Genomic DNA, 20,577 nt, shown 5'->3' with positions numbered 1-20,577 from the left:
TAGACCAATTATAAGTTAATTCTAGTAAGTGTTGCACTTGGGTTGACAATTCGGGCTTTATTTTTATTATCAAAATCTAAAACATAGTCCTTTAAAAATACTTTAGGATTTGCTACTTTAAAGAAGTCAGAATCTTGATTAAGTACGAATCTTTTAACGCGTAATTTATATACTTCTCGGTATATAGAATCCTTGATATTTTTATCATTCACTTTATATGCCCCACATGTTTTTTGCCTTAAATTTATTCATCAAATAACTACTTTGTATACACCTTAGTTAGTGTTATTAAGCATGACCAATAGATAGTTTTATTTGTAATCCATAATACTATGTTACGCTATAAAATTAAAAAAGCATCAATTAAAAACACACTATTTTCATTACAAGACGGGATGTTCATTATTTGAAAAAGCTGATTTTGCATTATTATTTGCTAATCAAAACCGTCAAATTTTTTTGATTGAAATGTCCAATCATCGGACGTTCTATTCGTGATCATGGCGTAAATTTGACGACCGCCAAATCATTGTCACTGTAGCTGGTATGGAAGCTGTAACCGGCGAAAAGGATCCTAGGGACAAAAGTTAAATTGAAGAGATAGTATTCCAATCACAAAGTATAGGTTGCTGTTTTAGAATTTCACGTTCCCATTTTTTTATTGAATGCTAAATCTTCATACAAACAAGTCTATCATAGCAGTGATTAACAGTAATCGGCTGTTCTCAATTTGGTTCTCAATTTAATTATTTTCATGACTTTTTGTGATGGTTCAGAGCAAACAAAAAGACCGCTAAACACTGGTTTAACGGTCTTTCTAATTTTGAAAAACTTTTCGTGAACATACTCATAAGGAGAGTACAGGATTTGAACCTGCGCGCCGGTATAAGCCGGTTCGACGGATTTCGAGTCCGTTGCATTACCACTCTGCCAACTCTCCACAACAAGATACATTATAGCAAAAGACGGCTTGGTTGCAAAGTGTTTTTTCAGTTTGCTGGATAGTTGATCAGTTAATAGCGAATGATTTATTTTTATTCTAGTGAGCAGAATTGAATCGACAAATACCAGGAATAAAGCTAAAATTAAGACAGTCCAACTGGTCAAAAGAAGCTCACTAACAGCAAAAAATAACGGCAGCTAGGTTGCATTACGCGCTGGCTAAGGTTGATGTTACTGGCATGATGGGTAACGAAATGGTGTTTGCTTAGTACAAAAAACTGCCGTAACACTTGGCTTACAGCAGGTTACGGCAGCGTCTTATTTATATTTACGGGTCAATTTCAGTAATTTTAAGAAATTGCCGAATTTAGTCGTTTTGGTGTATGTTGTGACGTCTTCGGTGACTTCGATACAGCCAATATAGTCACCACTTGGGTTATGTAGGGCATAAAACGCCATGTGGACCTGCTTACCATGAATTGGGACGGTCATCGCAACTTTACCGGTGGTGCCATTGTGCATTTCCGCTAAGACTTGTTTTACGCGGCCGGCACTATGCGCGGGATGAACGTCTAGTACGTGTTGGTTTAAGTGCTTAGGCTCACGTTTGAATAAGCGTTGGGGGCTATTTGAATACCAACGGACAATGTCCTTTTCATCGATAAAGTCAAATTCTTGATCGATGGTGGCAAAAATTGCGTTTAATTGTTCTAGGCGTAAGCTTCCGCTGGCTAAATTGATTTCTGATTGTTCCAAGTGATATTCCTCCATATATAAGTGATTACCTATAGATTAGCATGGAAAAAGGGCTGACTTAAATAGGGGAAAGCACTATAATAATTGTTAGGTACAAATAGAAACGGTCATATTAAGGATAGACTAGTTGTAATTGATGATGAAAGTATTATTTTTCGAGGTGAGTTAAGTATTGGTCACAATTAAGCGAAATATTAAATATGCAACTGATTTAACTTTGGATCAGTATCAGCCTGAGCAAGCGGCAAAAGGTTTAATCATTGCCATTCACGGTGGCGGTTGGTTTCAAGGTGACAAGGCTAAGGAAGCTGACGTTAGTCAATGGTTGGCGCAACAGGGTTATTTAGTCGTTACGCCTAATTATCGGTTGGCCCCGACACATCTTTTTCCAGCACCATTGCAAGATATGAATGCGTTATATGATTGGCTGTGCCAGAAAGAACCAAAATTACCGATTGCGGCAATCGGTGCTTCATCCGGCGGTAATTTAGCTGTAGAATTGGCACTGAATTATGGCATCCCAGCAGTCTCACTATCGGGTATCTTGGATATTAGTCATTGGTTGAGCACGCATCCATTGGTGGTTGCTAAAAAGGTAGCCACCACTGATCCAGATCAGCCAAGCGTTGCAGTTAACCAAACGGGGACGAATGATAGCTTCTACAAATGGTTTATTGAAAACTATTTAGCAGCGGATCAAGCCACAGCGGCTACTCCGTATTTACACGTCAGTTCTGCCAGCGGCCCGATGTTGCTGATTAATTCGTTGGCTGAGTTTGTGCCGATCACGGGCATTACGCGATTGAGCCAGCGTTTGGCCCAGGTGAAAGTACCAGTTGAAACGATGCTATTACCTGGCAGTCAACATGGTAAAGGCTATTTAGCGACCGTCCAAGCTGATATTTTGTTGTTCTTGAAACGTTATTTAGCGGCATAACTAGGTTAACAGGTTGCTGTTCAAAAAGGAGAATGCGGCTAGGACATAATTTTACTTATGTCTTGGTCGCATTTTTCATGGTAGAGATCAATTAAGTTGCTAAGCTTGTGGTGCCGCGCGTTGCAGGCTAATTACATAATAGGCTGCTGGTCAGTTGCTCATTGCAAACAAAGTCGCTATTTTCAAATTTTATTGTTCGCGGGTGGTGCAATAATTTACGCTGTATCATTTACTGATTAGTTATGGTACAATATTTGGCTGGTAATTAATTATTTAACGGGAGGTGAGTGGGATGAATCAATGGATCTACGTGGTTTGTTATCAGAATTTAGCTGGTGATCCGGCAGACTTTGAAGTGTTGCGCGCTTACCACACTGAAAAAAGGGCACAAGAAATGGTGGCCATATTAATGTCCGCGCCCTTTGAACGCCACTCATTGACTACTGGTTATTATAGCTATCAGCGAATTTCCTTAATGTGATCGGCGAAAAAAAGAGCATCAGCGAAAGTTGCTAATGCTCAAACGAATTACATATGATTACGGTATAAACCAACGACTTTACCAAGAATCGTGACTTGTTGTAAAATGATTGGTGCAAAGGTGTCATTTTCTGGCTGTAGCCGAATATGATCCTTTTCACGGAAGAGCCGCTTACAAGTGGCTTCATTTTCTGTCGTCATCGCAATCACAATATCACCATTATCAGCAGAAGCTTGCTTACGCACGATGACATGATCGCCGTCTAAAATACCGGCATTGATCATACTTTCGCCGCGAATCGTCAGCATGAATAGGTCTTGTTCTGTGTCATCGAGATCAGGTGGAATGGGAAAGAAATCAGTTGCTTCTTCAACGGCTAGAATCGGCTCGCCAGCAGTTACGGTGCCTAAAACAGGAATCCGTTCTGGGGCAACACCTAAAACTTTAAGGCCAGCATCGGTTAGCTCAATAGCTCGTGGTTTCGTTGGATCTTTTTCTAACCAGCCTTTTTTCTCTAAACGGGCGATATGGCCATGAACGGTCGACGTTGATGATAAGGAAACCGCAGCGCCAATTTCGCGCACCGTTGGCGGATATCCTTTCTCAGTCACACGTTCGTGAATGAAACGTAAGACTTCTAGTTGTTTGGGTTCATGCGGTTTAATCATGGTTGACACCTCAGTCATATTTTATTAGTTTTAGTGTAGCATATTCAATTAGGTATTTCAAACAAACGTTCGGCCTTAAACGGCTGATTTAATCGTATTTTACGTTGAAATAGTGTTAGATTTATGAAAGGTGACGACAATGATGGAAAATAAATATCTCAAACGGATCAATGAACTGGCCCGTAAAGCTAAAGAAAATGGCTTAAATGCTGATGAACAGGCGGAACAAAAACAGTTGCGCCAGGCCTATATGAAGGAATTTCGTGAGGGTTTACGGCAACAAATCGAACAAACCCAAATTTTTGATAAAAAAGGCCGCGAAACAACGCCTAAAAAGGTTCAACAAATTCAACGCAAGAATGGGTGGCGGCAGGACTAATTTGGTCTGTACCTTTTAATTTAGGCGTGAATTGTGTAAAATAAATAAACGAGATCGTTTTGAAAGGGGAAAAACAACGTGGGAATGTATATTCTGATTTTTGTTATCGGTGCTGCGCTGGGCGTTATCGGTGGTTTCTTTGGCGCTCGCCAATATATGAAGAAATATTTGCAAGACAATCCGCCTATTTCTGAAGATATGATGCGGACAATGATGATGCAAATGGGTCAAAAACCTTCTGAAAAGAAATTAAACCAAATGATGTCTTCAATGAAAGCTCAATCCCGTAAATCCGGCAAATAAAAAAACGACCGTCCTTTTTGATGAAAAGGGGCGGTCGCTTTTTTATTTTTTTGGTGTTGGCACGTATTTAAAGTTAGGATCGATTTCAATATCTAACTTTTTAAAAGCTGTTTGCATTTGGTCATCGATCGCTGCCATACCATCTTTATCCATTTTTTGTTTACGATCAATGTAGATTGGGTCACCAAAACGAACAGTAATTCGTTTGCGGGTGAATAAGCGTTTAAAAGTTAATGGTCCTTGATAAACAGTTGGGACTAAAGGCACGCCGCTCATACGGGCAATAACCAACGCGCCACCTTTTAGCTCAGCTGAATGGCGGGTACCCGAGGGAAACATGATCAACGCCAATTCACCCTTTTTCAAAAGTTTAACCGGCGTTTTGATTGCTGAGGGGCCGGGATGGGCGCGATTAACTGGAAAGGCGTTGGCGTGCACTAAGATGAAACGAATGATTGGATTTTTGAATAATTCTTCCTTAGCCATAAATGAAAACTTTTTTGGACTGCCAGCCAAGGCGTAATAAATTGGATCAAACCAGGTACGGTGCGGACCAACTAAAATATACGATCCCTCTTTTGGTAGAACAGTTTTATTTTCATAATGGGCGTTGCCGTTGATTAGCCAAACCAGCCCACGTACAATGGCGCGAATAAAAGTATAAAACATAACTTGGGTCCTTTCCGTGGATAATTTCTTATATTATACCAAAAATTTGCAAATTGACTTGTTTTTTCATCGTTGTTTGGGTAATCTGGTTCAGGACGAATAATTGTGCAGCAGAATGATCGCTTTTTTATAGGGAGACGAAGAATTGTGTTAAAAGCCGATGAACGGATCGATCAACTTTATAGTCAAACTATTCAGATTATCCAAAGCCCAAGTGTTTTTTCCTTTTCACTTGATGCCGTATTATTGGCGGATTTTGCGGTGATCAAAGCGCATAGTAAGACAGTTGATTTGTGTGCTGGTAACGGGGCGGTCAGCCTATTTCTTAGCGGCAAAACAACAGGCCCAATTGCCGCGATCGAGCTACAGCCTCGTTTAGCTGACATGGCACAGCGTTCAGTCGCGTTAAATCAGTTGACGGCACAAATCAGTGTTTATCAAATGGATCTGAAGGATACCTTTACCAAAATTGCCAAAGATAGCGTTGATGTAGTGACCTGTAATCCACCGTATTTTCCGCCATTAGCGACCAGTAAGAAAAATCCGAATCCCTATTTGGCAATTGCCCGCCACGAAATTGCCACTTCATTGGAAGAAATTTTGAAAATAACCAGTGGCTTACTGAAAATGAATGGCAAAGCTTTTTTTGTTTATCGGCCAGATCGCTTTAATGAGTTTGTGACTAAAGCAGCAGCGTGGCGCCTGGAAACTAAGCGTGTCCGATTTATTCACCCTAAAGCTGATTGTGAAGCCAACATGGTACTGATTGAATTGATCAAGGATGGGCGCCCCGGTGGCCAGCGGTTTTTGCCACCGATTACCGTTTACGATCAAAACAACCATTATTTACCAGAAGTCAGGCGATTACTTTATGGCAGTGATTAAAAAATATTATTTTTATGTTTTACTCTGTGCGGATAACACGTTGTACGGCGGCTTTACGACTGACGTTGAAAAGCGCGTTGCAACGCATAACGCCGCTAAAGGAGCCAAATATACGAAGCCGAAAACAAGGCGGCCAGTAGAATTGCTTTTTCACGAAGAATTCAGCACTAAAACCGCGGCACTACAAGCAGAGTGGCACTTTAAGCATCAACCGCGTGAAGATAAGCTAGAATTCTTACAAGAACATGGCGTTAAAGTGAGGTTACGATAAAATTTTCTGAAATCAGCAAATTAAGCTTTACCTATTTTCAGTAAATGCTTATAATGTAAAAGGACTATGAAGGGAGCAATCACAAATTATGAAGTTTATTGTTTATGGTGTACGTAAAGACGAAGAAGGTTACGCACGTAACTGGTCAAAAGAAAATAAGATGGAAGTCAAGCTAGTTGCTGATTTATTAAATAAAGAAACAGTTAAATTAGCTAAGGGCTATGACGCAATCATTGCTTATCAACAATTGCCTTATGACAAAGAAATCTTTACTACCATGAAAGAATTTGGTATCAAAGACTTATCGATCCGTAACGTTGGGGTCGATAACATTCCTACTGATGTTGCTAAAGCAAATGGCGTACGGATCACTAACGTACCAAGTTACTCACCAAGTGCTATTGCTGAATTAGCTGTCACTGGTTTAATGCAATTACTTCGCCGGACACCTGATTTCAACGACAAGCTCGCTAAAGGCGACTTTACTTGGGAACCAGATATTGCCCGCGAATTGCACACTATGACTGTTGGTGTCGTTGGTACAGGTCGTATCGGCCGTGCCGGCATCAATATCTATAAAGGTTTTGGCGCTAAAGTTATTGGTTACGATGTATTCCGTAACCCTGAACTTGAAGCTGAAGGTATGTACGTTGACACTTTGGACGAATTATACGCCCAAGCTGATGTTATCACGTTGCATGTTCCTGGCCTTAAAGAAAACTATCATATGATCAACAAAGATTCCATCGCTAAGATGAAAGACAATGTTATCATCATTAACACTGCCCGCGGTGAATTAGTTGACGCCAAAGACTTAATTGCTGGCTACAAGTCAGGTAAAGTTGCTGGTGCCGTACTTGATGTTTATGAAAACGAAGTTGGTATCTTCAACTCTGATTTCACAGGCAAAAAAGTTCCCGACGCTACTTTAGTTGAATTAATGGCACAACGTAACATTTTGGTTACACCACACGTTGCTTTCTATACGGAAACAGCTGTCCGTAACATGGTTGACGTTGCCTTAGATTCTGCTAAGAGCATGCTTGAAAAAGGCGAAAGCCGTAACGAAGTTAAATTCTAAATTAACGTTTAGACTTAAAAGGTCTGTCCTTCGGGGCGGGCCTTTTTTTATTCACAGCGGCGGTTAGAAAAAAGTAGTTGCACCCAGACTGATTTTACGGTAAACTGTTAATCGGTGCTTTAAGACACCACAATTCACACCTTGCGTGATAATAAGCGTGGTGCTTGCTTGCAAGTTCACTTGTTAATTGACCGCAGGGGAGGAAAAAACCTAGGAGGAAACACATATGTCTGTTATTAGTATGAAACAATTACTTGAAGCCGGCGTTCATTTCGGCCATCAAACACGTCGTTGGAATCCAAAAATGAAGCCTTATATCTTTACTGAAAGAAACGGTATCTACATCATTGACTTGCAAAAGACTTTGAAATTAGTTGATAACGCTTATGACTTCATGAAGAATACAGCTGCTGATGGCGGGATCGTTCTTTTTGTTGGTACAAAGAAGCAAGCACAAGATTCAATTGCTGAAGAAGCAACTCGTGCTGGCCAATACTACGTTAACCATCGTTGGTTAGGTGGGACTTTGACTAACTGGCAAACAATCCAAAAACGGATCGGTCGCTTAAAGGAAATCAAACAATGGGGCGAAGATGGCACCTTTGAAAAATTACCTAAGAAGGAAGTTTCTCAGTTGAACAAACAACGTGAAAAACTTGAAAAATTCTTAGGCGGTATCGAAGATATGCCACGGATCCCAGATGTCTTGTTCATCGTTGACCCACGCAAAGAAAAGATTGCCGTTCAAGAAGCACAAAAATTGAACATCCCAATCGTTGCTATGGTTGATACTAACAGTGATCCTGATGACATCGATGTTATCATCCCTTCAAATGATGATGCAATCCGTGCCGTTCGTCTGTTAACTTCAAAAATGGCTGACGCAATCGTTGAAGGCCGTCAAGGTGAAGAAGCAGAAGTTGCTGCACAACAACAAGCTGCAGCTGAAAGTGCTGCTCCAGCTGAAAGTGCAGCTGCTGATAGCGAAGCACCAAGCAAAGAGAGCTTAGAAGATTTACAAAAAGCTGTCGAAGGCAAAAACGCAAACAAATAGCATAAAATCAATTTTAAAATGAGTGATTTAGGGCTGTCTCCAAGGTTAGGCACAATCTGCAAGCCTTAATTAAGAGGCGGCCCTTTTTTTGTGAAATGTTGGGAAAGCGCTCCGATTATGGCCTTTTAAATACGGTCGATAAGCTGCTTTTGCAACGAGCTTCACCTAGTTGAAACGAAAAATAGTTATTATCTATAGGAGGTTGTACACAATGGCAACAAAGATTACAGCGGCACAAGTTAAGGAATTACGTGAGAAGTCTGGTGCCGGCATGATGGCAGCTAAGAAAGCTTTAGTTGCAGCCGATGGTGACATTGACAAAGCAATGGAAGCATTACGTGAAAAAGGTGTTAAAACAGCTGCCAAGAAGAGTGGCCGTATTGCCGCTGAAGGTTTAGCTGATGTTGCCGTTAATGGTAACGTTGCTGCTATCGTTGAAGTTAATGCTGAAACTGACTTCGTCGCTGGCAACAAAGATTTCCAAAGCTTGGTTCAGACAATTGCTGATACCATTGCCGCTAACAAGCCAGCTGATATGGATGCCGCTAATGCCGCTAAAATGGCTGACGGTAAAACAGTTGCTGAAGCAGTTATCAATGCGACGGCAACAATTGGTGAAAAAATCAGCTTCCGTCGTTTCCAAATATTGACTAAAACAGCTGACGGTCATTTTGGTTCATACCGTCATATGGGTGGTAAAATTGCTGCCTTGACTGTTGTTGAAGGCGCTGATGAAGAAACTGCTAAGGATGTTGCAATGCACGTTGCTGCAATTAACCCACATTATGTTTCGCGCGCTGATGTTCCAGCTGACATTATGAATGCTGAAAAAGCTAAATTAATGGAAGAAGCTAAGCAAGAAGGCAAGCCAGAAAAAATTGTTGAAAAGATCGTTGAAGGTCGTTTAAACAAGTTCTTGGCTGAAATCAGTTTGGATGATCAAGAATTCGTTAAGGATTCTGATCAAACAGTTGACCATTACGTTAAATCAAAGGGTGGCAAGGTAGAAAACTTTGCGCGCTATGAAGTTGGCGAAGGTATTGAAAAAGTTGAAAAAGACTTTGCTGCCGAAATTCAAGCTGAATTAAACAAGTAAGCTACCGTAATTTTAGGGAACGCAGACCCCTGCGCTCCCTTTTTTTAAGGTTAAATAGCGTTAGATATGCTAAAATAGAAGAGGCAACTCTTTCAGTCAGAATGTAATAAATTAATGGTGAAGCAGGAGGATGCAATTCATGACGAAAATCAAGTATAAACGGGTGGTTCTTAAAGTCAGTGGCGAAGCACTTGCTGGTGAAAAAGGCTTTGGAATTAACCCACCGATGATCAAAAAAGTGGCTAAGGAAATCAAGGAAGTTTATGCCTTAGGTGTCCAAATTGCCATCGTTGTTGGCGGCGGTAATATTTGGCGTGGCCAAACAGGTGCCGCAATGGGCATGGAACGGGCACAAGCCGACTACATGGGCATGCTAGCAACAGTAATGAATGCATTAGCTTTACAAGATAACTTAGAACAACTTGAAGTGCCAACTCGGGTGCAAACTTCAATTGAAATGCGCCAAATCGCAGAACCTTATATTCGGCGTAAGGCAATTCGCCATTTAGAAAAAGATCGCGTCGTTATTTTTGCTGCCGGTACTGGGAATCCTTACTTCTCAACTGACACAACAGCTGCTTTACGGGCTGCTGAAATCGATGCCGATGTTATCTTAATGGCTAAGAACAACGTTGATGGGGTTTACTCAGCTGATCCTAATAAGGATGCTAGCGCAACTAAGTATGATCAATTAACACATTTGGACATTATTGATAAAGGGTTGAACGTTATGGATACAACCGCTAGTTCATTATCAATGGACAATGATATTCCGCTGGTCGTTTTCAATTTAAACGAATCTGGCAACATCAAGCGGGTTGTTGAAGGCGAACAAATCGGGACAACAATCAAAGGGGAAAAATAATATGGCTAAAGATCCAGCAATTACAGAAGCACAACAAAAAATGGTTAAAGCTGAAGAAGCACTTCAACGTGAACTTGGCCAAATTCGTGCCGGCCGCGCTAATGCCAGCATTTTAAACCGCGTTACTGTTGATTATTATGGTGCACCAACGCCAGTTAACCAATTGGCAACCATTACGATTCCAGAAGCACGTGTATTAATGATCACGCCTTACGACAAGTCAGCCTTGAAAGAAGTTGAACGGGCAATCTTAGCTTCTGATCTAGGCTTGTCACCGGCCAATGATGGGACAGTTATTCGTTTGGTGATCCCACAATTGACGCAAGAACGGCGCGAAGAATTAGCTAAAGATGTTAAAAAGCAAACGGAAGAGGCTAAAATTGCCGTCCGTAATGTTCGCCGTGATGCGATTGAAAACATGCGCAAGCGCGAAAAGAGCAACGACTTAACGGCAGATGATTTGCATGAATTGGAAGAAGAAACGCAAAAAATCACTAACGCAGCAACTAAAAAGTTAGACGAAATTGCAGCAGCTAAGGAAAAAGAAATTTTAGCTGACTAGAACCTATTTACTTTAAAAATATAAATATGATAGCTTTTAGATGCACTTTAGTGACAGATTGATGGCCGCGGCAAACTGCTCGCGGCTTTTTTGTTGGTGGGTCACTGATTTAATTGGGATTTAATAGTCAGTGCGCGGCTTTTTTGATACAATTAGGGTTAGTTTGAAAATTAGAAAGCAGGCGCTAATCTTTGTTCTCATTTGGAAAAAAACAGCAAACCACGCCGGTAACACTAGACTCGCAGCGTATTCCTGCCCACATTGCAATCATTATGGATGGTAATGGCCGCTGGGCGCAAAAGAAACATCGGCCCCGCGTATTTGGCCATCGCGAAGGTATGGAAACCGTTAAACGGGTGACTCGACATGCTAGTGACTTAGGTGTTAAAGTCTTGACTCTGTACGCTTTCTCAACTGAAAATTGGAAACGACCTGATGATGAGGTCAACTATTTAATGCAGCTGCCAGTTGATTTTTTTGATACGTTTGTCCCGGAGCTGATTGAACAAAACGTGCGGGTCAATGTGATGGGTTACGTTGATCAGTTACCAGCTAAAACGCAAAAGGCTGTCCGTAACGCCATGGCCGAAACTGCAAAAAATACTGGCATGGTGCTTAATTTTGCCCTGAATTATGGTAGTCGTGCCGAAATTGTCACCGCGGTGCAAAAATTGGCGCAACAAGCAGCTGCCGGTGAACTTGATCCGACAGCCATTGATGAGCAACAAGTCGCCGCTGCGATGATGACCGCATCACTGGGCGAATACGCAGATCCTGATTTGTTGATCCGCACCAGTGGTGAAGAGCGCATTTCCAATTTTTTATTATGGCAAATTGCTTACAGCGAATTAGTATTCACCGATGCACTATGGCCAGATTTTGATGATCAAGAATTGGAAGCCGCTATTTTGGCTTATCAAAAGCGTGATCGCCGTTTTGGTGGCATTAAGAAATGAACTTTTAAAAAGACGTTTAGTTATGGAACGTCACCTATTTAATTGAAAAAGGAGTTGTTACCTGAATGCGACAACGTGTTATAACTGCAGTTATTGCATTAATTATCTTCATCCCCATCGTCTTGATCGGCGGAATTACTTTTGACATCATGGCGATTGTTCTAGGTTTAGTTGGTATTTCGGAAATTTTCATTATGCGCAAAAAAATCATTGTTTCACTTGAGGCGCTACTTGGTGCAATAGCAGTATTAGTGATCATGGTCCCGAACACCTGGTTACCAGCTGGAACTAACCGTTTATTTATATTTTACTTAGTCATCATGTTGATGTTGGTCCACATGGTATTTTCGAAAAATCGCGTTAACTTTGATGATGTTGGTGTAACCGGAATTGCTGCAGTCTATATTGGTTTAGGCTTTCACTATTTCATTGCTGCCCGTCAAGAAAGCTTAATGATGCTGTTTTATATTTTGTTCACGATTTGGGCTACTGATATTGGGGCTTATCAAATTGGGCGCAAATTAGGTAAACACAAGTTAGCACCGCAAGTCAGTCCCAATAAAACTTGGGAAGGCTCGATTGGTGGGACACTTTGCGCAGTGATCATTGGCGGCGTTTTTGTGGCGTTCGTACCAGAAATTCAGTTATACTCACTACCAACGATGATTTTCTTTACGTTTATTTTCTCGATTTGCGGACAGTTAGGTGATTTAGTCGAATCATCGTATAAGCGCCACTATGGTGTCAAAGACTCTGGTAAGATTCTGCCAGGTCACGGTGGTATTTTAGATCGCTTTGATAGTTTACTATTTGTATTACCGATCCTTCATTTATTTACCTTGATTTAGTGACCGACTGCCAGTCTGAGAAAGGGGCAATTGTGTGGAGACCTTAATTGTATTTATATTAATATTCGGTGCGATCGTCATCGTGCACGAATTTGGCCATTTCTACTTTGCCAAACGGGCCGGGGTTTTGGTGCGTGAATTTTCTATCGGCATGGGCCCCAAATTGTTAGCCAAACGTTATAACGGTACGACTTATACCTTACGCTTATTACCTTTAGGTGGTTATGTGCGTATGGCTGGTTTACAGGATGACGAAGACGATGAACTGCAGCCAGGAACACCGGTAACGTTGACGCTAGGTGCTGATCAAAAAGTAACGCGGATCAACGCCAGCCAGAAGGTCATGTTAAACGACGGTATTCCGTTTGAAGTTGCGCAAAGTGACCTGCAGCAAGATCTGTTTATTAGTGGTTATGAAAATGGTGACGAGGATAATCTAAAACGTTATCCGGTCAGCCATGACGCCACGATCATTGAAAAAACAGGGACTGAAGTCCAAATTGCGCCGGTTGATGTTCAATTTCAATCAGTGTCAATTTTGCGGCGGATGATGATCAATATCGCTGGGGTAATGAACAATTTTATCCTCGGTATTTTGACCTTCATGCTGGTGGCTTTTCTCGCAGGTGGTGTGGCGCGTTCAGATTCTAATCAATTAGGTGCGATTCAAGCTGATTCAGTAGCCCAAAAAGCCGGCTTAAAAAGCGGTGATCACGTGACGGCTGTTAACGGCCAGAAGACGGCAACCTTTATTGATATTGCGCAACAAATCAATAAGTATCCAAACAAACAGATTAAGTTGACCGTAAAGCGCAGTGGGCAAACAAGTACCGTAAAACTAACGCCGAAAGCAACGACTAGCAATGGCGAAAAAGTTGGCGTTATCGGTGTTGCCGTTGCCCAGGATCATTCAGTCAGTGCCAAAATGGCTTATGGTTTTACCTATACTTGGCAGATTTTAACGAATACACTAAGCACGATTGGTGGTATGTTTGTTCATGGTTTTAATATCAATAATTTTGGTGGCCCAGTGGCGATGTATTCAATGACCTCACAAGCGACTAAAATGGGCTTCACCACGATTCTTAATCTGATGGGGCTATTGTCAATTAGTATTGCAATCATGAACTTATTGCCGATTCCTGCGTTAGACGGTGGTAAGTTATTACTGAATATCATTGAAGCCATCCGACGCAAACCACTAGATCCAGAAAAAGAAGGCATCATTACCTTAGTTGGTTTTGCCTTAATGTTGTTGTTGATCATTGCGGTTACTTGGAATGATTTTCAGCGGTTCTTTATGCGCTAAATTCAAACATAGTTAGAAAAGTTGTAAACGTGGTACCCGGCTGTCGGCCGCAGTATGACGTAAAAAAGGAGCAGACATCGTGAAACAGTCAAAAGTTTTTATTCCCACATTAAAAGAAACCCCAAGTGATGCAGATTCTAAGTCGCATCAAATGATGTTACGGGCGGGCTACATTCGGCAAATGAGTGCTGGTATCTATAGTTATTTGCCATTAGCTTATAAAGTCTTGCAGAAAATAAATCATATCATTGAAGAAGAAATGGATAAGATCGACGCGGTTGAAATGCTGATGCCAGAATTAATTCCTGCCGAATTGTGGCAAGAATCTGGGCGCTACGCAACATATGGCCCTGAACTGTTTAAGTTCCAAGATCGCCATGAGCGTGATTTTATTTTAGGCCCAACCCACGAGGAATCATTTACTGACCTAGTCCGGGATAACTTGAATTCATATAAGAAGTTACCGCAAGTACTTTATCAAATCCAACCAAAATATCGTGATGAAAAACGGCCACGGGCAGGCTTATTACGCGGTCGTGAATTTATCATGAAGGATGCCTATTCCTTTACAGCAAATATTGCTGATTTAGATAAGATTTTCCGCCAAATGGAAACGGCCTACCGCACAATTTTTGATCGTTGTGGCCTCGACTATCGTGCCATTATCGGGGATGCTGGTGCTATGGGTGGCAAGGACTCCGTTGAATTTTCTGCGCCAGCTGCCATCGGTGAAGATACGATTGTTTACTCGGATGCGGGGGATTATGCGGCTAACTTGGATATGGCGACTAGCTTAACTTTGAACAAAAAAGTTACTGAAGTCCCAGCCGACCTAGAAAAAGTAGCCACACCTGGCGCTAAAACGATTGCTGAAGTTGCTGATCTGTTAAACGTTGATGTTACCAAAACCGCTAAAAGTATGTTATTCATTGCCGATGAACAACCTGTTCTAGTGTTAGTTCGTGGTGATTATGAAATCAATCCAGTTAAGCTGAAAAACTATTTGGAAGCTGACAAACTTGACCTAGCCACTGATGAACACGCGGTTAAGTACATGGGCGCTAATTTTGGTTCCCTTGGTCCAGTTAATTTGGCAAAAGAAGTTCGGTTATTGGCTGACTTTAGCATGCAGCATTTGGCGAATGTGGTGATGGGTGCCAGTGAAGATGGTTTCCATTATTTAAACGTTAATGCTGACCGTGATTACACGCCAGAAGCTTATGCTGACCTACGTTTCGTCAAGGAAGGCGAAGTTTCGCCTGATGGTGAAGGCGTCTTAAAGTTCACTAAAGGCATTGAAATTGGGCATGTCTTCAAATTAGGTACGCGCTATTCTAAAGTGATGAACGCCACCTTCTTAGATGAAAATGGTCGTAGTCAGCCTTTGATCATGGGTTCGTATGGTATTGGGGTTAGCCGCTTATTGACGGCAATTGCTGAGCAACAAGCTGATGATAATGGCTTAGTTTGGCCGCAAAACATTGCGCCATACGCGATTCACGTTATTCCAGTTAATGTTAAAAATAAGGACCAAGTTAACCTGGCGGCCGAAGCAGAAACGACGCTTGAGGACGCTGGCTATAGTGTCTTAGTTGATGATCGCAAAGAACGTGCGGGCGTTAAATTTGCTGAATCTGACTTGATTGGTTTACCAGTTCGGGTCACGGTCGGTAAAAAAGCAAGCGAAGGCATCGTCGAAATCAAGTTACGTAAAACTGGTGAAACGATTGAGGTTCAAATGTCAGAATTAGTTAATACTATCAAAATTCTATTGAAGTAAGTTGACCTGTTAGTAAATTAGGTTAAACTAAAGTGAATGTTAAAAAATGGTTGGCGGTTACTTCATAGTACAGTCAACTAGCATTTGCTAAAGTGTTATTGAGTTGCACGAACGGTGCTTTTCTAAGTACGGTTCAGCAAAATTAGTTGTGCAAGAAGATCAGTATTAATTTTCGAACACGACTTAAATACAGTGGATAAGAGTGGAACGGTAGCGCCATCGTTTGGGTTAAGCCAAACAACGCCGTTCGACTCTTTTCTTAATTAAGTTTTAATTTGGAAGGATGGCTGCGTTGAGTTTAAGTGAAACAGAATTATTTAATCAACTGCGCGAACAAATTAAGTTAGACGTCACTGCTGAAAATGAACAATTTTTTAATGCTGCTAAAGTGAGTAAAGTGGTGGTCCATCAACGTTCACAAGTTTGGCAGTTCTATTTGGAATTCGCTGATATTTTGCCGTACCCGTTATTTATCGATCTCGGCCAGCATTTGCAGCAAGCATTTAGCGCAATTGCCAAGGTGAAATTAACCATTCGAACGCGGACACCGCAATTAACAGATCAAAATTTAGGGGATTACTGGACCTACGTAGTGAAAACCAGTGGCATTACCTCGTCGTTGATTCAAGAATTATGTGAAAAAGAACAGCCTTATCTGGACGATGGCCGGGTGATGTTATTGGCGGATAATGAAATTGTTAAAAACTTTTTGACTACCCAGGCGCTAGGGCCGATTGAAGCCACTTATACCGATGTTGGTTTCCCGAAATTGTCAATTCACGCCATGATCGATGAGTCAGCTTCACAGGCGAAGATTGAGGCTTTCCAAGCAGCTAAGGCGAAAAAGGACGCTGCCATGGCGCAACAAGCAGCGGCCTCGTTGCAACAAGCTGCACAGCAACGGCAGCAGTCCAGTGAAAAAACAATTACTGGGCCAATCACCATGGGCCGCAGTATTAATCCTAACGAGCCAGTGCGGCGGATGATCGATATTCAAGAAGAAGAAAATTCGCTGGTGATCGAAGGCTATGTTTTTGATTTAGAAATTCGAGTTTTACGTTCAAAACGGCAATTATTGATCTTTAAAATGACCGACTACACGTCATCGTTTACAGTCAAAAAATTCTCACGCGGCGATGAGGACGAAGCCATTTTTGCGGCTATGAAAAAAGGAATCTGGGTCAAGGTCAAAGGTAGCGTGCAAGAGGATAACTTCATGCGTGATTTAGTAGTCAATGCCCGCGATATGCAAGAAGTTAAACACGCTGCCCGCCAAGATACTGCACCAGAAGGCCAAAAACGGGTTGAGTTACATTTGCATTCCAACATGAGCCAAATGGACGCTACCAATAGTATTTCTGATTATGTGGCCCAAGCGGCTAAATGGGGCCAAAAAGCAATTGCTATTACTGATCACGCGGCGCTGCAGGCTTTTCCTGAAGCACATGCCGCAGGTAATAAAAATGGCGTTAAAATTTTATACGGGGTCGAGGCTAATATTGTCGATGATGGGGTGCCAATTGCCTATAATCTAGACCACACACCACTAAATGACGACACCGAGTATGTGGTTTTTGATACCGAAACTACTGGTTTATCGGCGGTTTACGATTCAGTTATTGAATTAGCTGCGGTTAAAATGAAGCACGGTGAAGTCATTGCTGAATTTGAAGAATTTATCGACCCGGTGCATCCGCTATCGGATACGACAATTAATTTAACGAGTATTACCGATGAGATGGTGCGCGGCGCCAATACGGAAGAAGCCGCATTTGCCAAGTTTAAAGAGTTTTATGCGGGGACGATTTTAGTCGGGCATAATGTTACGTTTGATGTTGGCTTCTTAAATGCGGGCTATACGCGTCATCAGATGGGCCAAATTGATGTCCCCGTGATCGATACTTTGGAATTGGCGCGGATGTTGCATCCTGAATTCAAAAATCATAAGCTCGATTCTTTGGCCAAACGGTTTAAAGTTAGCTTGGAACACCATCATCGGGCTAATGCCGATGCCGAATCAACTGGGCGTTTACTGTATATTTTCTTAAAAGAAGCTAAGCAGCATTATCAAATGAACTACGTTGATCAATTAAATGATCGCGTTGGTGAAAATGATGCTTACAAGCAGGCGCGGCCGTTCCACGCAATTTTATTGGCACAGACCCAAGCCGGCTTGAAGAACTTGTTTAAACTAGTTTCATTGTCAATGATCAAATATTTCTACCGTTTACCGCGAATGCCACGGAGTTTGGTCAACCAATATCGTGAAGGTATTTTAGTTGGTTCGGCCTGTTCCAGTGGTGAAGTTTTTACGGCAATGATGCAAAAAGGCTACAACGAAGCACGTGACAAAGCAAAATTCTATGATTACCTTGAAGTAATGCCTAAGCCAGTTTATGCGCCATTATTAGAGCGTGAGTTGGTCAAAAATAATGGTGATCTAGAAGATATTATCCGCAATATCGTCAAAATTGGTGAGGAATTAAAGCAGCCGGTAGTCGCTACTGGGGATACGCATTATCTAAATCCAGAAGACAAAATTTACCGCAAAATCTTGATTAATTCGCAAGGTGGCGCTAATCCGCTGAACCGAATTAATTTGCCGGATGTTCATTTCCGTTCAACCGATGAAATGCTAAAGTCATTTCAATTTCTCGGTGACGATGTTGCAAAGCAGTTAGTGGTAACTAATCCCAATGCAATCGCTGACGATATCGATGAGATCTCACCAGTTAAAAACAAGTTGTATACGCCTAAAATGCCGGGCGCTGAAGATGATATCAAAAATATGACCTATACTTTAGCCTATAAGCTATATGGTGAAGAATTACCGAAAATTGTGGCTGACCGAATTGAGCAAGAATTAAAAAGTATTATTGGTAACGGCTTTGCGGTCCATTATTTGATTGCCCAAAAATTGGTGTCAAAAAGTAATAAAGATGGTTATTTGGTTGGTTCGCGTGGTTCAGTTGGTTCTAGCTTAGTCGCTTATTTGGCCGGTATCACCGAGATCAACGCACTGCCACCACATTACCGGTGCGCTCATTGTCATTATTCTGAGTTTTACACCAAAGGGGAATATGGGTCGGGTTATGATCTGCCGGATAAGAAATGTCCTGACTGTGGTGCTGAGTTAGAAAAAGATGGCCACGATATTCCATTTGAAACGTTCTTAGGTTTCACAGGGAATAAAGTGCCCGATATTGATTTAAATTTCTCGGGTGACTATCAGCCAATCGCACATAACTATATGAAGGTTTTATTTGGTGAAAATAATGTATTCCGTGCCGGCACCATCGGCACAGTAGCTGACAAAACTGGTTATGGCTACGTTAAGGCGTACGAACGTGATACTGGCGCTACTTACCGTGGTGCTGAAGTTGATCGTCTAGCCAAGGGGACCACTGGGGTTAAGCGGACTACTGGCCAGCATCCAGCGGGTATTTTAATTGTGCCTGATTATATGGATATCTATGACTTTACGCCGATTCAGTACCCTGCTGATGATCAAAACGCGTCATGGCGCACCAGTCATTTTGATTTCCATTCAATTCATGACAATATTTTAAAAATGGATATTTTAGGCCATGATGATCCAACAATGATCCGTAAGCTGCAGGATCTTTCCGGAATTGAGCCTAAATCAATTCCGCCCGTGGATCCGAAGGTGATGTCGTTGTTTTCTAGTACTGAGGTGTTAGGTGTAACGCCGGAGCAAATTGGATCAAAAACTGGCACGCTGGGTATTCCTGAATTTGGGACACGCTTTGTTCGTGGGATGTTGGAAGAGACTAATCCAACGACTTTCTCAGAACTACTACAAATTTCTGGACTATCCCATGGGACCGATGTTTGGTTAGGTAACGCCGAAGAATTGATTCAAAAAGGCATTGTCACATTAAAAGACGTTATCGGTTGTCGGGATAACATTATGTTAGATTTAATTCACTACGGCATGGACGCTTCAATGGCCTTTAATATTATGGAACACGTGCGTAAAGGGCGCGGGATCCCTGATGATTGGCAGCAAGCGATGCGCGATAATGATAATGTGCCGGATTGGTACATCGACTCTTGTTTAAAAATTAAGTATATGTTCCCGAAGGCGCATGCTGCTGCGTATATTTTGATGGCGTTACGAGTGGCCTATTTCAAAGTTTATTACCCCATCTTGTATTACGCCGCGTATTTCACTGTTCGGGCGGATGATTTTGATTTGGTTGCTATGTCCCGTGGTAAAGATGCGGTTAAGGCAGCGATGAAGGAAATCACTGACAAAGGGATGGATGCTTCAGCCAAGGAAAAGAACCTGTTGACTGTGTTGGAACTGGCAAACGAGATGATCGAGCGTGGTTTCAATTTTGAGATGGTTGACGTCACTCGTTCTGATGCTGCTGAATTTTTGATCGAGGATGATGGTAAAACATTGTTAGCGCCATTCCGGGCGGTTCCTAGTTTAGGGATGAACGTGGCTAAGCAAATTGTCTCCGCGCGTGAAGAAAAACCTTTTCTGTCTAAAGAGGATCTAAGCAAGCGGGGCAAGGTCTCAAAAACATTGATCGATTATTTAACCGAAAATCGTGTTTTGGAAGATTTACCAGATGAGAATCAGTTATCACTGTTTGATATGATGTAAATCAGTGTGCAAGTTGCGTCACGACCGAATTTGTGGTATTATAATAAAGTATTTAGAGACTTTGGTCGAGTGAGCAGCGATGCTCACTCTTTTTATTGG

20 protein-coding genes and 1 tRNA gene are annotated in these 20,577 nt (G+C 41.8%); 16 read left to right on the top strand and 5 right to left on the bottom strand.

Annotated features, from left to right (window positions below; all coding sequences use genetic code 11):
* Positions 1 to 8: 8 nt before the first annotated feature.
* From EKM80_RS09550 to EKM80_RS09540, 3 genes are all read right to left on the bottom strand, one after another.
* Positions 9 to 212 carry a hypothetical protein gene (locus EKM80_RS09550; RefSeq protein ID WP_125552897.1) on the bottom strand — a complete coding sequence of 68 codons (204 nt, stop codon included), beginning with the start codon at positions 210 to 212 and terminating at the stop codon, positions 9 to 11.
* Between the two features lie 640 nt (positions 213 to 852).
* A tRNA-Ser gene (locus EKM80_RS09545) sits at positions 853 to 940 on the bottom strand.
* A 320-nt stretch (positions 941 to 1,260) separates the two neighbouring features.
* Entirely contained in the window at positions 1,261 to 1,698 is a 438-nt protein-coding gene (locus EKM80_RS09540; RefSeq protein ID WP_125552896.1) for a PAS domain-containing protein, read from the bottom strand.
* 172 nt (positions 1,699 to 1,870) lie between these two features.
* Here EKM80_RS09540 and EKM80_RS09535 point away from each other — a divergent pair, with 172 nt between their 5' ends.
* A complete protein-coding gene (locus EKM80_RS09535) occupies positions 1,871 to 2,635 on the top strand; it encodes an alpha/beta hydrolase (protein WP_125552895.1) in 765 nt (254 codons plus the stop codon).
* Positions 2,636 to 2,927: 292 nt separating this feature from the next.
* Entirely contained in the window at positions 2,928 to 3,116 is a 189-nt protein-coding gene (locus tag EKM80_RS09530) for a hypothetical protein (RefSeq protein WP_125552894.1), read from the top strand.
* Between the two features lie 47 nt (positions 3,117 to 3,163).
* Here the strand turns inward: EKM80_RS09530 and lexA are convergent, their stop codons facing one another.
* Positions 3,164 to 3,784 (bottom strand): transcriptional repressor LexA, encoded by a 621-nt coding sequence (lexA, locus tag EKM80_RS09525; RefSeq protein WP_125552893.1) that lies wholly within the window; start codon positions 3,782 to 3,784, stop codon positions 3,164 to 3,166.
* 142 nt (positions 3,785 to 3,926) lie between these two features.
* Between lexA and EKM80_RS09520 the strand changes: the two genes are divergently transcribed.
* A complete protein-coding gene (locus EKM80_RS09520) occupies positions 3,927 to 4,163 on the top strand; it encodes a DUF896 domain-containing protein (protein ID WP_125552900.1) in 237 nt (78 codons plus the stop codon).
* Between the two features lie 84 nt (positions 4,164 to 4,247).
* Complete coding sequence (locus tag EKM80_RS09515) at positions 4,248 to 4,466, top strand: YneF family protein (protein ID WP_125552899.1); 219 nt, start codon at positions 4,248 to 4,250, stop codon at positions 4,464 to 4,466.
* A gap of 42 nt (positions 4,467 to 4,508) precedes the next feature.
* On the opposite strand, the gene EKM80_RS09510 is transcribed toward EKM80_RS09515, so the two are convergent.
* Entirely contained in the window at positions 4,509 to 5,135 is a 627-nt protein-coding gene (locus EKM80_RS09510) for a lysophospholipid acyltransferase family protein (RefSeq protein ID WP_125552892.1), read from the bottom strand.
* A 147-nt stretch (positions 5,136 to 5,282) separates the two neighbouring features.
* Between EKM80_RS09510 and EKM80_RS09505 the strand changes: the two genes are divergently transcribed.
* From EKM80_RS09505 to EKM80_RS09450, 12 genes are all read left to right on the top strand, one after another.
* Complete coding sequence (locus EKM80_RS09505) at positions 5,283 to 6,020, top strand: tRNA1(Val) (adenine(37)-N6)-methyltransferase (RefSeq protein ID WP_125552891.1); 738 nt, start codon at positions 5,283 to 5,285, stop codon at positions 6,018 to 6,020.
* The gene (locus EKM80_RS09500; protein ID WP_125552890.1) at positions 6,007 to 6,291 is read left to right on the top strand and encodes a GIY-YIG nuclease family protein; all 285 of its coding nucleotides are present in this window, start codon (positions 6,007 to 6,009) and stop codon (positions 6,289 to 6,291) included. Before EKM80_RS09505 ends, EKM80_RS09500 begins: the two co-directional genes overlap by 14 nt.
* Positions 6,292 to 6,379: 88 nt before the next feature.
* On the top strand, positions 6,380 to 7,372 hold the full coding sequence (locus EKM80_RS09495) for a D-2-hydroxyacid dehydrogenase (protein WP_125552889.1): 993 nt from the start codon (positions 6,380 to 6,382) through the stop codon (positions 7,370 to 7,372).
* 226 nt (positions 7,373 to 7,598) lie between these two features.
* On the top strand, positions 7,599 to 8,426 hold the full coding sequence (rpsB, locus tag EKM80_RS09490; protein WP_125552888.1) for a 30S ribosomal protein S2: 828 nt from the start codon (positions 7,599 to 7,601) through the stop codon (positions 8,424 to 8,426).
* A gap of 211 nt (positions 8,427 to 8,637) precedes the next feature.
* Positions 8,638 to 9,522, top strand: coding sequence for a translation elongation factor Ts (gene tsf / locus EKM80_RS09485; RefSeq protein ID WP_125552887.1), 885 nt, complete (start codon positions 8,638 to 8,640; stop codon positions 9,520 to 9,522).
* 139 nt (positions 9,523 to 9,661) lie between these two features.
* The gene (gene pyrH / locus EKM80_RS09480; protein WP_125552886.1) at positions 9,662 to 10,387 is read left to right on the top strand and encodes a UMP kinase; all 726 of its coding nucleotides are present in this window, start codon (positions 9,662 to 9,664) and stop codon (positions 10,385 to 10,387) included.
* Between the two features lies 1 nt (position 10,388).
* Positions 10,389 to 10,949 carry a ribosome recycling factor gene (frr, locus tag EKM80_RS09475; RefSeq protein WP_125552885.1) on the top strand — a complete coding sequence of 187 codons (561 nt, stop codon included), beginning with the start codon at positions 10,389 to 10,391 and terminating at the stop codon, positions 10,947 to 10,949.
* Between the two features lie 191 nt (positions 10,950 to 11,140).
* Entirely contained in the window at positions 11,141 to 11,905 is a 765-nt protein-coding gene (locus EKM80_RS09470; protein WP_125552884.1) for an isoprenyl transferase, read from the top strand.
* A 65-nt stretch (positions 11,906 to 11,970) separates the two neighbouring features.
* The gene (locus EKM80_RS09465) at positions 11,971 to 12,753 is read left to right on the top strand and encodes a phosphatidate cytidylyltransferase (RefSeq protein ID WP_125552883.1); all 783 of its coding nucleotides are present in this window, start codon (positions 11,971 to 11,973) and stop codon (positions 12,751 to 12,753) included.
* A gap of 34 nt (positions 12,754 to 12,787) precedes the next feature.
* A complete protein-coding gene (gene rseP, locus EKM80_RS09460) occupies positions 12,788 to 14,062 on the top strand; it encodes an RIP metalloprotease RseP (protein ID WP_125552882.1) in 1,275 nt (424 codons plus the stop codon).
* Between the two features lie 79 nt (positions 14,063 to 14,141).
* Positions 14,142 to 15,842: a proline--tRNA ligase gene (locus tag EKM80_RS09455; protein WP_125552881.1), complete on the top strand. Its 1,701-nt coding sequence runs from the start codon at positions 14,142 to 14,144 to the stop codon at positions 15,840 to 15,842.
* Positions 15,843 to 16,134: 292 nt separating this feature from the next.
* Complete coding sequence (locus EKM80_RS09450) at positions 16,135 to 20,478, top strand: PolC-type DNA polymerase III (RefSeq protein ID WP_125552880.1); 4,344 nt, start codon at positions 16,135 to 16,137, stop codon at positions 20,476 to 20,478.
* Positions 20,479 to 20,577 lie beyond the last annotated feature (99 nt).

This window comes from Loigolactobacillus jiayinensis (genome assembly GCF_003946445.1).
In the GTDB taxonomy this organism is placed as follows: Bacteria; Bacillota; Bacilli; order Lactobacillales; family Lactobacillaceae; genus Loigolactobacillus; species Loigolactobacillus jiayinensis.
Note: the sequence above shows the minus strand (reverse complement) of the source record. Positions and strands in the feature narration are given on the sequence as shown.

What these genes read in the sequence shown, in the direction of transcription:
- EKM80_RS09520 (WP_125552900.1), top strand. Translation starts at nt 3,927, where the DNA reads ATGGAAAATAAATATCTCAAACGGATCAATGAACTGGCCCGTAAAGCT.
- pyrH (WP_125552886.1), top strand. Translation starts at nt 9,662, where the DNA reads ATGACGAAAATCAAGTATAAACGGGTGGTTCTTAAAGTCAGTGGCGAA.
- EKM80_RS09500 (WP_125552890.1), top strand. Translation starts at nt 6,007, where the DNA reads ATGGCAGTGATTAAAAAATATTATTTTTATGTTTTACTCTGTGCGGAT.
- EKM80_RS09515 (WP_125552899.1), top strand. Translation starts at nt 4,248, where the DNA reads ATGTATATTCTGATTTTTGTTATCGGTGCTGCGCTGGGCGTTATCGGT.
- EKM80_RS09530 (WP_125552894.1), top strand. Translation starts at nt 2,928, where the DNA reads ATGAATCAATGGATCTACGTGGTTTGTTATCAGAATTTAGCTGGTGAT.
- lexA (WP_125552893.1), bottom strand. Translation starts at nt 3,784, where the DNA reads ATGATTAAACCGCATGAACCCAAACAACTAGAAGTCTTACGTTTCATT.
- rpsB (WP_125552888.1), top strand. Translation starts at nt 7,599, where the DNA reads ATGTCTGTTATTAGTATGAAACAATTACTTGAAGCCGGCGTTCATTTC.
- EKM80_RS09510 (WP_125552892.1), bottom strand. Translation starts at nt 5,135, where the DNA reads ATGTTTTATACTTTTATTCGCGCCATTGTACGTGGGCTGGTTTGGCTA.
- frr (WP_125552885.1), top strand. Translation starts at nt 10,389, where the DNA reads ATGGCTAAAGATCCAGCAATTACAGAAGCACAACAAAAAATGGTTAAA.
- EKM80_RS09465 (WP_125552883.1), top strand. Translation starts at nt 11,971, where the DNA reads ATGCGACAACGTGTTATAACTGCAGTTATTGCATTAATTATCTTCATC.
- tsf (WP_125552887.1), top strand. Translation starts at nt 8,638, where the DNA reads ATGGCAACAAAGATTACAGCGGCACAAGTTAAGGAATTACGTGAGAAG.
- EKM80_RS09495 (WP_125552889.1), top strand. Translation starts at nt 6,380, where the DNA reads ATGAAGTTTATTGTTTATGGTGTACGTAAAGACGAAGAAGGTTACGCA.